Annotated in this window: 15 protein-coding genes; 4 read left to right on the top strand and 11 right to left on the bottom strand. The window is 70.1% G+C overall.

All coding sequences use genetic code 11. The features are described 5' to 3' along the window. Positions 1-20 precede the first annotated feature (20 nt). Together ACZ6JT_RS31980 and ACZ6JT_RS31975 are read left to right on the top strand one after the other, a co-directional pair. The gene (locus tag ACZ6JT_RS31980; protein ID WP_469215193.1) at positions 21-650 is read left to right on the top strand and encodes a winged helix-turn-helix transcriptional regulator; all 630 of its coding nucleotides are present in this window, start codon (positions 21-23) and stop codon (positions 648-650) included. 180 nt (positions 651-830) lie between these two features. Then, a complete protein-coding gene (locus ACZ6JT_RS31975) occupies positions 831-1,247 on the top strand; it encodes a hypothetical protein (RefSeq protein ID WP_469215191.1) in 417 nt (138 codons plus the stop codon). A gap of 123 nt (positions 1,248-1,370) precedes the next feature. Here ACZ6JT_RS31975 and ACZ6JT_RS31970 read toward each other — a convergent pair whose 3' ends face one another. The 6 genes from ACZ6JT_RS31970 to ACZ6JT_RS31945 all read right to left on the bottom strand — a co-directional run bounded on the left by ACZ6JT_RS31970 (position 1,371) and on the right by ACZ6JT_RS31945 (position 4,465). Beyond that, positions 1,371-1,754, bottom strand: coding sequence for an ATP-binding protein (locus ACZ6JT_RS31970; protein ID WP_469215189.1), 384 nt, complete (start codon positions 1,752-1,754; stop codon positions 1,371-1,373). 55 nt (positions 1,755-1,809) lie between these two features. Continuing rightward, a complete protein-coding gene (locus tag ACZ6JT_RS31965; protein ID WP_469215187.1) occupies positions 1,810-2,115 on the bottom strand; it encodes an STAS domain-containing protein in 306 nt (101 codons plus the stop codon). A 101-nt stretch (positions 2,116-2,216) separates the two neighbouring features. Beyond that, entirely contained in the window at positions 2,217-2,396 is a 180-nt protein-coding gene (locus ACZ6JT_RS31960; RefSeq protein ID WP_469215511.1) for an STAS domain-containing protein, read from the bottom strand. 370 nt (positions 2,397-2,766) lie between these two features. After that, positions 2,767-3,276 (bottom strand): GNAT family N-acetyltransferase, encoded by a 510-nt coding sequence (locus ACZ6JT_RS31955; protein ID WP_469215186.1) that lies wholly within the window; start codon positions 3,274-3,276, stop codon positions 2,767-2,769. After that, complete coding sequence (locus tag ACZ6JT_RS31950; RefSeq protein WP_469215184.1) at positions 3,273-3,692, bottom strand: arsenate reductase ArsC; 420 nt, start codon at positions 3,690-3,692, stop codon at positions 3,273-3,275. The genes ACZ6JT_RS31955 and ACZ6JT_RS31950 overlap by 4 nt, the downstream gene beginning before the upstream one ends. After that, a complete protein-coding gene (locus ACZ6JT_RS31945; RefSeq protein WP_469215182.1) occupies positions 3,689-4,465 on the bottom strand; it encodes an aquaporin in 777 nt (258 codons plus the stop codon). Before ACZ6JT_RS31945 ends, ACZ6JT_RS31950 begins: the two co-directional genes overlap by 4 nt. 261 nt (positions 4,466-4,726) lie before the next feature. Here ACZ6JT_RS31945 and ACZ6JT_RS31940 point away from each other — a divergent pair, with 261 nt between their 5' ends. Beyond that, the gene (locus tag ACZ6JT_RS31940) at positions 4,727-5,095 is read left to right on the top strand and encodes a hypothetical protein (RefSeq protein WP_469215180.1); all 369 of its coding nucleotides are present in this window, start codon (positions 4,727-4,729) and stop codon (positions 5,093-5,095) included. Positions 5,096-5,710: 615 nt separating this feature from the next. Beyond that, positions 5,711-5,914: a hypothetical protein gene (locus ACZ6JT_RS31935; protein WP_469215179.1), complete on the top strand. Its 204-nt coding sequence runs from the start codon at positions 5,711-5,713 to the stop codon at positions 5,912-5,914. Between the two features lie 119 nt (positions 5,915-6,033). Here the strand turns inward: ACZ6JT_RS31935 and ACZ6JT_RS31930 are convergent, their stop codons facing one another. The 5 genes from ACZ6JT_RS31930 to ACZ6JT_RS31910 all read right to left on the bottom strand — a co-directional run bounded on the left by ACZ6JT_RS31930 (position 6,034) and on the right by ACZ6JT_RS31910 (position 13,369). Next, a complete protein-coding gene (locus ACZ6JT_RS31930) occupies positions 6,034-8,295 on the bottom strand; it encodes an NACHT domain-containing protein (protein WP_469215177.1) in 2,262 nt (753 codons plus the stop codon). A gap of 394 nt (positions 8,296-8,689) precedes the next feature. Further along, positions 8,690-11,977 (bottom strand): LysM peptidoglycan-binding domain-containing protein, encoded by a 3,288-nt coding sequence (locus ACZ6JT_RS31925; protein WP_469215175.1) that lies wholly within the window; start codon positions 11,975-11,977, stop codon positions 8,690-8,692. Positions 11,978-12,005: 28 nt separating this feature from the next. Beyond that, positions 12,006-12,455, bottom strand: coding sequence for a pilus assembly protein TadG-related protein (locus ACZ6JT_RS31920; RefSeq protein WP_469215173.1), 450 nt, complete (start codon positions 12,453-12,455; stop codon positions 12,006-12,008). Between the two features lie 3 nt (positions 12,456-12,458). Next, complete coding sequence (locus ACZ6JT_RS31915; RefSeq protein WP_469215172.1) at positions 12,459-12,926, bottom strand: TadE/TadG family type IV pilus assembly protein; 468 nt, start codon at positions 12,924-12,926, stop codon at positions 12,459-12,461. After that, the gene (locus tag ACZ6JT_RS31910; RefSeq protein ID WP_469215170.1) at positions 12,923-13,369 is read right to left on the bottom strand and encodes a TadE/TadG family type IV pilus assembly protein; all 447 of its coding nucleotides are present in this window, start codon (positions 13,367-13,369) and stop codon (positions 12,923-12,925) included. Before ACZ6JT_RS31910 ends, ACZ6JT_RS31915 begins: the two co-directional genes overlap by 4 nt. Between the last annotated feature and the right edge of the window lie 41 nt (positions 13,370-13,410).

Genomic DNA, 13,410 nt, shown 5'->3' with positions numbered 1-13,410 from the left:
CCACGATGTAAGGTGGTGGCATGCGCACTTACGGGCAGTACTGCGGCATCGCGAAAGCACTGGACACCGTCGGCGACCGATGGACCCTGCTGATCGTCCGCGAACTGCTCGCCCTGGGTCCTTGCCGGCACACCGACCTGCGCAACGGGCTGCCCGGGATCGCCAGCAACCTGCTGGTCGACAGGCTCCGCGAACTCGAGGAAGCCGGCCTGATCCACCGCGAGGCCGCCCCGCCGCCGGTGGCCACCACCCTGTTCTCCCTCACCGAGCGTGGCCGCGAGCTCGAGCCGGTGCTGCAGGAACTGAGCCGGTGGGGCGTGCCGCTGCTGCGTGAGCCGGGCGGCAACGACACCTTCCGCACCCACTGGCTGGACGTGCCCGCCCGGGCATTGACCGACCACCACCCCGACCAGCCGGCAATCGCCCTGCAACTGCACGCCGACGGCAACGAAGACCTGGTTATCGAGGTCAAGGACGGCTCGGTGCACACACACGCCGGCCGGGTTGACCACCCCACCGCGTCACTGACCGGACCGCCGCACCTGCTGGCCGCCACCTTGCTCGGCGACCTCGATCTGAACGCCGCAGTACAGCAAGGCCTGCGGCTCAGCGGCGAACGCGAGGCAGTACTGCGCATCCTGCCCCGCTGATCGACAGGCCGCTCGCGGGCCTGCGAGCTCAACTTTCGGGTACCGGTGCGTTCCCGAGGAGGGCTCAATGCGGTGCCTGTGGGCGCAGGTTGGTGACGTTCCGGGGCGATCGTCAGGCCGGCTCGGGCATGGAACGAGGCGGTGTCGGGCTGTGGGATCGGTGTGCTTAGAGTGCCTCGCATGGACATGCGAAGGATTGTTGCGGTGCTGGCCGAGGAAGCTGAGCAGCAGATCCTTGACCAGGTGTGGGAGCTGGGGCCGAGTGAGTGCGCACTCGCTCGTGAGGTTGAGGCCGGCCTGCGTGACGTTGTTGGTCCGCCGGATGTCCAGGAGGTGCTGCCGCCGATCAAGCGGCTCGAACATCGGCGGGAAACGCTCGCTGTCCTGGCGATCTCCCTCGCGCGTACTCATGGCCGCATGGCCTGGTTTCTCTCCGGTGCTCTGAACGCGCTCGAACCGGTCCTGCGCTGGCGTGCCCTGCCTGCTGACCGTGGGGGCAGCTTCGGCACTGTCCTCGCGAGCGCTGATGAGTACATGGAGGCGGAGGATGCCGTCCGCCGACTCCAGGACGTCCTCGCGTGGATCGGCCGCCGCTGACCTGCACAGCCGCTGCTCAACAGGCCGAGAAGCAGCCCAGGGGTGACGCTCTGAGGGCTGCAGCACCCCTGGGCAGCCCCCACCCCCGCCTGCCGTAGACCCGTAGACCGTCACCGGCCCCGGTCAGTGGGGGCGCAGGGGGAGGGGGGCGGTGATGGTTTTGCCGGTGCGGTGGTAGCGGATGAAGGTGCCGGGTGCGAGGGTTTTCACCACGCGCCATCCGAAGCCGCCGGGGGTGTTGGGGGAGGGCGGGCGCAGGTGTGGTCGGAGGGTCGAGCGGTCGGATACCTCGATGACGACCTGCTTGGCCTGGATGGTGATGTGGAAGCCGGTGAGGCCTTCGCCGTGGCGGATGGCGTTGGAGACGAGTTCGCTGACCACGGTCAGCACGTCGGCGACCAGGGCATCCGAAGCATGGTGTTGGGCGAGGACGTGGCGGGCGGTCTCCCGGGCCTGCGCGCAGTTCATCGTGGCCGGGAGACCTGTTCTGCCGGATCGAGGCCTCATACGGATCGCCTGCCCCAGGCGCCGCCAGAGATTCCCGCTGCCGGCGGTGAGGGGTTCAGCCGGCATGGTGGGGGGTGTCCCGGATGTCGAAGAGGGCCAGAGCGCCGGTCATGTCCATCATCCGGCGCAGCTGTGAGGGGAGGGGGCCCTGCAGTGCGAGGGGGCGGGTGTTGCGGAGGCGGATGAGGGCGTTGAGGAAGCTGGAGTCGCCGAACGTCACCTGCCGCACGTCGACGACCAGGAGGCCGGCCGGCACCGGCGGGGTGTCGCAGGCCTCCGTCAGCAGTCCAGCGGTATCCAGGTCGAACTCGCCGGAGCATACGACCACGCGCACACCGTCGGCCTCGGTCCTGACGGTCACCTGGGGCGCCTTCACGCGTCCTCCCGGAGATACGAGCGGATGGGCACTCCGTGACGGTAATGGATGCCTCTCACGCCCCGGTACCCAGCCCAGGAAGTCGGTCAGGGTCCGGTGCGGAGGGTGAAGAGGTCGCGGGTGCCGGTGAGGTCCGGCAGGTGCAGGGCCTGCTCGCACAGACCGATGAGTTCCGGCGTTCCGCCCGCCAGGCCGACACGGTGGCGCAGGGCCAAGAGGACGTTGAGCCCGCAAGAGTCGATGAAGGTGACGGCCGTCAGGTCCAGGGCGAGGGCTCGGTGAGCTTGTCCTCAAGGATGAGCGGCTGGACCTGGCGCTTGCCGGGGGGACGGACCCACGGTCGCGAGGCACACCCCGGCGCGAGCGTCCCCGGATCGCTGCGGGTCGTGCCGGATGTCGCCTTCCCGCCAACGGACTGCCCCGTCCTTGCCGAGTGGGTGGCGCAGTACAACGCCCGGAACGCGCTGGGGGCAAGCACGACGCCCGCGGCATGAAGGGCGGCGAGGCCCTCATCATCGAGCTGAACCGGATCGTGCACTCCTCCGTCGTCTCGCCCGTCACCACCCGCCGCGGCCCGCGGCCTCACCGCCCGCCTGCGCTACCTCGACAGCGCCGCCGGCCGCGAAAGCAGGACGGTCAGTTGATGAGGGGGCTGCGGCGTTCTATGAGGGTGACGTCGCGCCATGCCCCGTGGTGTCGGCCGATGCGTTCGCGGGTGCCGATGATGCGGAATCCGGCGTGTTGGTGGAGGGTGAGGCTGGCGGTGTTCTCGGGGAAGATGCCGGACTGCACGGTCCAGATCCCGGCGGCGTCGGTCGAGTCCAGTAGCGCGGTCAGCAGGGCCAGGCCGATGCCGCGGCGGCGGGCGTCGGGGTGGACGTAGCCGGAGTGCTCGACCACTCCGGCGTACGCGCACCGGTCGGAGACCGGCACCACGGCCGCCCACCCCAGCACCCGGTCGCCCTCCTCGAGAGCGACCAGGCGGTGGTCGGGCAGCTTGGCGGCGTCGAACGCCTCCCAGGTCGGGGCGGTAGTCTCGAAGGTGGCATTCCCCTCGTCGATGCCGAGCCGGTAGATCGCCAGGACCTGCTCGGCGTGCTCGGGCCGCATGGCCGCGACGCGCACGCCGGTCTCGGCGGCCGTCATGCTGCGGCCTCGATGCCGAGTTCGGCGAGCAGGCCGCGGATGCGGCGTTCGATCTCGTCGCGGATCGGCCGGACCGCCTCGACGCCCTGCCCGGCGGGGTCCTTCAGCTGCCAGTCGAGGTAGCGCTTGCCGGGGAAGTACGGGCAGGCGTCACCGCAGCCCATGGTGATCACCACGTCCGAGGCCTGCACCGCCTCGGTGGTGAGGATCTTCGGGGTCTCGGTCGAGATGTCGATGCCGACCTCGGACAAGGCCTCCACCACGGCCGGATTCACGGCGCTAGCGGGGGCGGAGCCGGCCGAGCGGACCTGGACCCGGTCGCCGCCGAGGTGGGTGAGGAAGGCGGCAGCCATCTGGGACCGGCCGGCGTTGTGCACGCAGACGAACAACACGGACGGAACGGCAGGGGTGCTCATCGGGTCAGGGCGCTTTCTTCATTGGAACGGGCGGGGGCGGCGGGCTGCTGCTCGGCGCGGGGTACGACGACCTCGTCCTGGCCCGGGGCGGCCGGGCGGCCGAAGCAGACGACGACCAGGGCCAGTCCGGCGGCGGCGCCGAGCAGCTGGGCGCCGAGGAAGGGCAGTACGGATGCGGGAGCGATGCCGGCGAAGGTGTCGGTGAACGCCCGGCCTATGGTCACGGCCGGGTTGGCGAAGGACGTGGAGGAGGTGAACCAGTACGCCGCCCCGATGTACGCGGCAACCAGCAGCGGCGTCAGCTGCGCGCGGCCGGCGCGGGCCAGCCCGAAGATGAGCCAGACCAGCCCCGCGGTGGCCACGACCTCCGCTGGCCACAGGTGCCCGGCCCACCGCTCCTGCGTGGAGAAGGCGGCCAGCGGCTTGCCGAACATGGCGTCGGCCAGCACCGCGCCGCCGACCGCCCCCACCACCTGGGCGGGCAGATAAGCGGCGACGTCACGCAGACCGGGACCCTCGCCGGTGCGCCGGCCGGTGCACCAGGCCGCGAGGGTGACAGCAGGGTTGAAGTGCGCTCCGGACACCGGGCCCAGGAAGGCGATGAGTACGCCGAGACCGAAGACGGTGGCGAGGGAGTTGGCCAGCAGCTGCGTGGCGACGTCGTGGATCAGTTCGGTGGCCTGGATGCCGGAGCCGACCACCACCGCGACCAGCGCGGCCGTCCCCAGCCCCTCGACCGTCGCCCGCCGCAGCAGCGGCGCGGGCGCGCTCACGCGGACGTCTTCGCAGACAGATCCCCAGATCCTGGAATCCTTTCTTCACCAAGACCTTCGGCGCCGCCACTACGCAGGACTTCTCATGGCAGGAGAGAGTCCCGCTCAACATGTGCGGATGCTCCGTAAGGTAGAAGCTCACTCACATCGCCAACTCAGAAGCCTGGAGACCACATGCGCGGCCGTCGACTATTCCTCCTGGCATTCGTTCTGCTTCTCTCGGCGTGCGGCGGTTCAGGAGAGAGCAAAGGCACGGCGGAGGTGGGCGACATCGAAGGGGACTGGTCAACGGCAGCCGGCGTCCACCTGTATTTTGCGGCGGACCACACCTTCACCTCGCAGGGGCTGAAGTTCGACCCTTCGCTCGTGAAGGGCTGCCCCACCGGAACGGGGCGCGGGAGCTGGGGCTTCTATGTAGAGAAAGAGTCCCCGGCCGGGTACGTGGTGATGTCCAAGGAAGCAACGGCCGGCGATACAATCGCAGTGAGTTTCACCGAAATCCCCCAAGGTGACTGCAGTATCATGCTGAGCGTGCTCAAGAGCGGCGAACTCTGCGTCTCGATAGACTTCGATGAAGTTTGCACCTTCAGCGACCGGTTCACCCGGACCAAGGAAACAACGACTCCGTAAGTCGAGTTGGCATTTCGTGACGGCCCGTCGGTTCATCCGGCGGGCCGTTTCGGCCGTTCGGAGTTCGACGAGCGTGACCTCGGCGGCCCTGAGGCTGGTTCAGATGTCGGAGCCGTCCGCGAGGGCGGGGTCCGCGGTGGCCTGCGGGGTGATCTCGGCGATCAGGTCGGACGTCCGCTCGGACGTGATCAGGATCCGCAAGCGGCTGCCCACGAAAGTGATCTCGCGCTCTGGCGCTGGAGGCACATCGACTCGACGGCGAACAGCTGCGCCGCCCGACCCCGGTCGACGACGACCAGGTGGTAGGGCTCCGCGAGGCGTTCGAGAACCACCTGCCGGGCATCGCCAGCCTCGACGCCCTGCGCACCGCCCGCCACACCGACCCCACCTTCCCGAAGTACGTCGCCAAGCGCGGCTCCGCCTTCCTCTACCGCGTCGCCTCAAGAAGTGGGCCCGCAACAGGCCCCGCGCCGCCTCCGGCACCACCGACCTCGACTGACCGCCCCGGGGCCGCCGACGCCGTGAAACGGCCCTGTCCGGTTCAGCCGACACGATCCCCCTCGCCTGGAGAACACCCGGTCCACCAGGCACAGCGCGGAAAAGGAACACCGCACCATGACGAACACCACCGCACTCCCGACGATGCTGCGCTTTATCGACCCCGGCCTGCGCGAGCAGCTGGAGGCCCTGCCCGCCTCGGCGGCACTCATGGGCATCGGCACCGACGGCACGGCGATCGCCGTCGACATCGATGACGCACCGCGCATCCTGGCCGGCACCGGCACCGGCACCGGCACCGGCACCGGAGGCGGCAGTTGACGCAGCACCCACCCCCGAGTGGCGGCCTGCCGGGCGCCACCCAGGACCGCGCCTCCGACTCGGCCCATCAAATGACAGTTCTTTTGAAGTGCGTAGGCCCAGTGGCAGAGTCGCTCCTTTCAGGAGCGCCCCGCCAGATGGCGTTGCAGTTCACGGTGGCGGAACTGGTACGCCGTACCGGCCTGGCGCAACACTCCCCGGCGGTGGGCATCGGCCAAAAATGCCTGCAGATGCCAGGGCACGTGGCCCCTGAGCGCGAGCAGTGAGGTGGCCGCGGCGTAGGGCGCCCATGACGTGGAGGCCAGCCCGGTCGTGAGCCCCGCAATCGCACCGACCGCGAGGGCCGTGAACACTCCGAAGAGGAGGGACAGCGGATATCCCTCGGTCACACCCACTGTGACCCCGACCAGGAGTCCTGTGGCCATGGCTGTGGCAAGCCCCATCCGGAGCGCAGTGGCACGCAGCGTTCGGCGGTGCAGCCTTACGAGCGGCGCGGGACCAGCGGCTTGGTCCGGTGCCACGCGAGGCGCCAGGGCGCTCGCGGCCACGAGGGGCACAAAGAGCAAGGCGATGAAGGCGACGTCGGAAAACCAGGCGGCGGGTTCATCAGAGATCGCGGTCATCACACCGCTGGTCACGACTGCACCCCCTGCCATCGCCAGAAAAACGTGCCCCGTGCCATCCACCCTGAGCTGCTGCCAGGACCAGCGGACGCCGACCGCGGGCAGATCTTCCTCCCACCGTTTAGTACTGATCCACCCGGCGATACCGACGATCACCGCGGCCAGCACACCCCAGGCCGTGGCCTTGGGAACTGCGAGGAGGGCGGACATCTCCGCGGCGTAGCGGAAAGCGGCCCATGTGACGCGGCCGATCTTCTGCTCGCCGGGCAGAGCGAGCGCGGTGACGAAGAAGTACAGCGCGAACCCGATTCCGATCAGCAGCAGGGACCCGACGAACACGATGCCGCCAGCGAGGAGACCGGCGAGTGCTCCCACCAAGGACCGGATCGCCACGTGCGGATAGAGTCGCCGCAGTTGCCACCAGCGCAGCTGGTCGTCGTTCGGTGTTCGTTCGAGGTGGCCGGCCAGGAAACGCAGGGTCCGTTCCACGCGCTCTCGCGTCCAACGGCATGGTCTCTGGGGATCGCTGCGGTAGGCGGCCGGTAGGAACGATCGGAACAGGAAGGCCAGAAGGTCTTCCCTGCTCGCATGGTTCAGCATGCTCCTCGGGTGGGGCACCGAGTCGAGGGGCTCGCCCCTGCGGGGATTGAAGACCGTCTTCGCCAGGAACACACCCAGCGGTGTCGCCAAAACCTCGGCCACAGGCGAGCCATCAGGCACCGAGCTGATCTCGTCCCACCGTGCACGGGCCGCGCCAGCGTCGGACCGCAGGTACTCCAGGGCAATCTGCCGGGTCATCGGAAGCAGTCGTATACCACCCGCCGCCAGCAGGGGACCCGTTGTCTCGCCCTCGCTCCTGAGCGCCTCGCGGTACTCCGCCGTCCGGCTCGTCAGGACCAGCGGCCATTGGGACGGCAACAAGGCGTTGATACCGGCGAGTGCTCGGGGCCGCAACGATCGAGGCAACTCATCGAACCCATCCAGCAGCGGCAAGACGCGCTTCTCGTCGATCAACTTCTCGGCGATGACCCTCGCCCGGGTATTCATCTCCCGGCGGCTCACTACGGAGGTCGAGGCGGAGAGCAAGGCAGGTCCGTGATCTTGCACCAGCTGTTCCGTCATCCACGCCCGAAACGTCTGCCGACTCACGTCCCATGACGCGAGCGGAAAGACGACCGCCACACGTCCGCCGTTCGCGCGTTCGCTCAGCAACGCCCCCTGGAGCCGTGTCAACAACACGCTCTTACCGGCCCCGGGTTCCCCGAGCACCACAAGACGGCGGGTGGGCACACGCCGGAGGAAAACCTCACCGATCTCACCATCCCCGCCGCACAAGCCCGTGGCAGCCGTCGGCCACAGCGAGGGATCCCCGGGAGGCCCGCCCGGCCACCCTGCGGGGACGGAAACCAACCGGCCCCACTCCTCAACCAAGTCAGCCTCGACATCTTGCCAGGCGACGGGCAGGAGGTAGGGGTGCTCGAGCTCACGTACCTGCCACTCCTCGTCCCGCTGCTTCGCCACCCTGACGGCCAGAACGTCCGCGACCTGCGCAGAGTCAGGAACCGAGGGAAGCTGGCCCCCCTGCTGGCGGCACTGGAGAAGCGCCAGTACGAGCGCGATGACGCCGACGAAGGAGGCTACGACACTGGCCATCTGGTCGTTCTCTTGCAGGGAGTGCAACGCGAAGTAGCCGGCGAGCGCAACCATGGCGCCGACGCCAAGGATGATGACCGTCTGGTTGAATCGCCACCCACCCATGCGGACAGCATGAAGTACGGCGGCGGTGTGGCGGCGGAACTTTCCGGATTCCAGGCCATATCGCCCTTCGACGAGCGTCGGTCCGAAGCTCAGACGGCGACGAGACGTGCTCGGCCCCTGCCCGCCTGCCCATTCCCCGCGGATGACGAAATGGAGGAAGCCCCCTCGTAAAGATCGGAACGGCCGTCAATCCTGTGAATGGGCGCGGCGGTGGCGCCGGATGGGTGTCAGCCGGGACGGGAGGGTGTCCCTGCTTGCGCTGCCCAGCTGTAGTGATCGTGGCTGTCACGAGGTGAGCAAGCCGCTGCCGTCGGGCGCCGATCCCGAAGATGGCCGGCTGCCATGGACGTGCCTGTTCACAGACGGGGCAGGCCCCACACCCGCATCCGGTGAATCAGCGGGCGGCGGAGGGGGAGGTGCGCCCGGACAACACCAGGTTGATGGTGTCCTCGGTGAGGGCGTCCAGGGTGATGTCGTAGGTCCGTGCCATCTGCTGGACGCGGGCGACTGTCCTGCGGACGGCTGCCGGATTGTCGGCGGCCCACTCAATGTGCAGGAGGTCCCGGTACAGGACTTCGGACGTCTCCTCGATGTCGAGTGCGTGAAGGACGGTCCGGCGGGCGGCGTCGAGGTCGGGGGTGTCGCCGTCGGTGTGCCAGCGGGCGAGGGTGTGGGCGGTGTCGGTGATCCGGGACAGCATTTCCTGGATCACCGGGTCTGCCCACGGCAGGCTCCGGCCGTCGAACGGCTTGCCCCGTACCAGCGCGATGGCGCGCTCCAGGTCGGCGATTCCTTCTTGGGGTCCGGCGGCCAGGCCGCGGGTGGCCAGGTGCTGGAAGAGGTCCCAGTCGGAGCTGACGTCGCGGTGGAAGGTGTATCCGGTGCCGTTCTTGGGCCGGGGCAGCCGCGGGCTTCCGTCTTCGGTGAGGCCGATCTCGTTGCGGAGCTCGGAGAGGCGGGAGTGCAGGGTGCGGGTGTTCCAAGGGCTGACCGGGTCCATGGCCCGGCACAGGTATTCGGCGGTGCGTCCGGGGCGGAGGTGGATGAGGGCGGCGATGGCGATGGCGCGGGGGGTGTGGGCGTTGGTGGATCCGGTGCCGCCGGTGATGCGGAGCGGCCCGAGCATGTCGATGCGCACGCCGACGCTCTCGTCGGCGGATGCCTTTCCTAGCCGTGCGACGGGATCGGGGGCCGGGGCGGTCATCTGCTGGGGCACCAGCTGGGCCGGTTCGGCCGGGTCCTGGTCGGCTTCCTGGGTCTGGTCGGTGTCGCCTGAGGTGCCGGTGGCCTGGGGAGCCGGTTCCTGAGGCGTGGGGGTCGGGGTGGGGGCGGACTGGGCGAGGAGTGCGGGGAAGGGGTTGCCGGGGTCCTGTGCGGCGTCGGCACTGGTGACCCGGACGGTCAAGGGCACTCCGGCAGCGGCCGTCTGGCCGTGGTCCTCTGCGAACTCCCAGGGCCCGGTCGCGGCCGCCGGTTCCTCGGTGGAGACCTGGAGGGCGTGGATGTACTCCCGGTACTGCTCGTCCGTGACACGTTGCAGGGTGACCGGGGTCTCCAGCGGGGTCAGGAGCGCCCTGTGGTCACGGGTGCTGTCGAGGGTCTCGGCGTGGGGGAACGCGCGGCGGGTGGTGGCGGTGGCGGGCAGGACCACGGCGGTCTGCAGGTCGCGGGCGGCGGACAGGGCGTCCGCGAGCTGCATGACGTTGTCCTCGGCGTGGTCCCCGGCACCGATGAGCAGCCACGGCAGGACCTGTTCCCCGCTCTGGTGCGCTTCGAGGAGGAGTTCCCCGAGGTCGGCGGCGACGGCGGGCAGGTGCGGCATCGTACGGATGCGGCCCTGCGGCAGGAGGCCGGCGAGGCGGGTCCCGAGTCCGGTGGTGAGGATTTCGCTGTAGTCGGTCCACGCGCAGGTGCCCAGTTCCAGGGCGATGGCTCGGGCCACTTCGAGGACCTCGTCGGGGGTGCCGTCCAGCAGCAGGACACGGCAGGTGGTGAGGTCGGCGAGAAGCAGTCCCGTTTCGTCGGCTCCCAGCGTGACCAGTCCGGGATAGGGCGCCTCGATGTCCCGGAGCTCCTCGGCGGTGGCCGGGGATGCCTGGCGGTCCAGGACCCAGGTCCGCGCATCGGGGCCGGAGACGAACGGGGGGAGAGGTTCGGCCGGTTCGTCCAGGAGGAGCGTGACGCCTTCGGTCTCCGTGAGGTGGGCCCCGCGCAGCGTGGGCAGATCACGGCCGCTGTCGGCCGCCCGGTGGGCGAGGGTACGCAGGACATGGTCGAGGAGCTCGACACCGGCAGGCTCCGACGTAGCAGCGAGGGTCTGCTCCATGTTCGTGGGCTCGGTGTCCTGGGCGATGGTCTGCCCGGCGCGGCGCCGGCGCTGTTGCAGGATGCGTCGCACGCCCAGCGCGCCGGCGAGGGAGGCGGCCAGCAGCGTTCCGATACCCGCGATCAGCACCCAGTTGATGCCGGCAGTCTGGCTCTTCAGCGTCGGTGTGGCCGGGGCATCGGAGGTGCCGGTGGCTTGCGGGGTGGGCTGCGGGAGCTGCGCGGCAGGCGTGGTTGTGGCCGGAGCGGGGGTCTGGGCCGCGGGTGTGGAGGTGCCGGGGCCGGGGGAGGAGGTCGCGGGCGGCGTCGCTGTTGGCGTCGTGGCGGCCGACGGCGTCGTGGCTGCCCCGCCGTCGGCCTTGTCCGGGGCGGGGGCGGGCGCGGGTGATGCGGGGGCGCCGGCCTGGGGGAGAGTGAGCTGCTGGCCGGGGTAGATGAGATCCGGGTCGGTGAAAGTTCCTGCTCCGTTGGGGAGGGCTTCGCCCTGGTTGAGTTCGAAGATCTCCGTGTACAGGCCGGAGTCGCCCAGCTGGTCGGCGGCGATCGAGGACAGATTCTCGCCCTCCCGCACGCCGTACTCGACGCCTGCATTGCCGACTGGGCTCGTGGCAGCGCCCTGGGCCCGCGTTCCCGCTGTGTTCTCGGCCGATGCGGGGAGGGCGAGGATCCATCCGGGGTGGATGGGGTGCTCGGCATGGAAGACGCCACCGTCCAGCATGTTGTGCCCCTCGTTGAGCGCCGCGATCTCTTCCCATCGCTGGCCGTCGCCGAGGGTCTGCTCCGCGATCGACCACAGGCTCTCGGCCGGCTTCACGTCCCTCACGGTGTACGCCACAGGCGTAGTTCCGGGGTCGACGGCCGCCGCGGTTCCCGTGATGGTGCCGCTCTCGGCCGTGGCACCAGGGACGGCGGACGCGCTCATGCTCACCGGGGCTGCGGGGCTTGCGGTAGCGGGCGCGGCGAGGGCGGTGGTGGTCGGCAGGGCCAGCAGAACCGCGCCTACGAGTGTGGCGGCGGCCCGCTGTCCGACCAGTCCGCGGATCTGCGGGGCGGCGCGGCCGCGGAGTTGGGCGGGGATCTCCAGCAGCACCGCGCACGCGAACAGCAACCAGCCGGCCCATCCGGCGACGGCGAGGGCGAGGAGGAAGACCTGGCCGGAGTCGTTGGTGGAGAACAGCGAGCCGAGGGCTGCCACTCCGGGAGGCCCGACGATCGTAGTGGCCCACCACAGCAGGATCGGCAGGCCGGCGAGGAGCCCGGCCAGGACGGTGAGGCTGAGCAGGCCGCGGGCCACGGCGGCCGCCGTCTGCGCGCCGCCGCGCGGCGGACGCGTCAGCTTGGGGGTGGGCTTCGTCATGAGCGAGGTCCTTCTGGTGGTCCGGCGGTTACTCGGGTTGGGTCACGCCGTGCAGGAGCCGGGCGCTGCCGTGTCCGTTCACTCTCATCGAGCCGATCCCGACGACGGAAAGGAACTTGGTGGCGTACGACCCGTTCACCGTGACGGTCAGCTGGGTGCGGTCGGCGGAGAGGCCGACGGTGCCCTGGGTGCCAGTACGGGCGAGGTAGGTGTACGCGGCGGCCTGGGCCGCTTCGGGGTCCACGCGTACCTGCTCACCGGTGACGGCGGCGGCGGGGTCGATGGCCTGTCCGGCGGCGCGGGCGGCTTCCATCGCGACGGCGTCGGCGCGCTCGGTGGCGCGCAGTTTGCCGCCGCCGTCGATGGCGAGGCCGATGATGCCCAGCAGGGCGATGGTGACGATCGCGGTGTAGACGGCGATTCCGCCGTCGTCCCCTTGAAACCGCCGACGGATCGGGGTGGGCACCGGATGGGGCACGGGTCATCCCTCCCGGGAGCGGTAGGCGTCCACGACGGAGGTGAACGTGCTGGTCATGGTCTTGGAGCCGGGCACGCCGGGCAGCAGCAGGTCGGACAGCGGCACCGTGCAGGAGATGGTCACGGTGACGGTTGCGACCTCGCCGAGCGGTACGGCCAGTCCGGAGGTGTCGACGCTGGTACTGCTGGAGGCACAGCGGATGCCCTGATCGTTCAGGGAGCGCGCTGCGGCCTCGCCGGCTTCGGCCTGGGCACCTGAGTAGGTGCGGGAGATGGAGGCTGCGCGGGCGGCGTCCTCGGCTGCGGCGTCGACTTTCGCGCCGGAGGTGACGATCCGCCCGCCGGCGATCGCCGTGCACAGCAGCATCAGCAGCAGCGGGGTGACGATCGCGGTGGCGATCGCCTCGCTGCCCCGGTCCTCGCGCAGCCGCGCACGCCAACCGCCCGCCGTCGTGGGCGTGGCCGTGGTCATGGTGTGGTCCACCGTTCGCGGGGCGCTGACGCGGACTGTGAGACGGACAGGCCGGAGAGGCCCGGCAGCATCGACGGAGCGCTTCCGGTCACGGTCACGCGCACGTCGGTGGCTGTGCTGCCGGCCGTGCTGACCGTGGGCCCGCGCAGGCTGTCACCCGCGATACGGTCGAGCGTCTCGCGGGCGCGGGCCGCCCCCGCGCCCTCGGGGGACTGGTAGGTGCGTGCTGCGGCGACGCCTTCGCGGGCCGCCGTCAGCGCGACGTTGCGGGCGTGGACCCACATGGAGGCCTGCACCACGGCCACCGTGATCAGGATGACGAACGGGAACACGATCGCCATCTGGATGGACGACTCGCCCCGATCTCCCTTCCCCGCGCGCTGCTCGCTCAGGCCTTCGCTCGTGTCCTGCTCCGGCTCAGGCCGGCCCTGGTCGTGCGGCACGTTCCTCCCTCCCCTGCCCGTCCCGTTTCTTCGTTCTGCTC

Source organism: Streptomyces sp. NPDC046308 (assembly GCF_055588065.1).
Note: the sequence above shows the minus strand (reverse complement) of the source record. Positions and strands in the feature narration are given on the sequence as shown.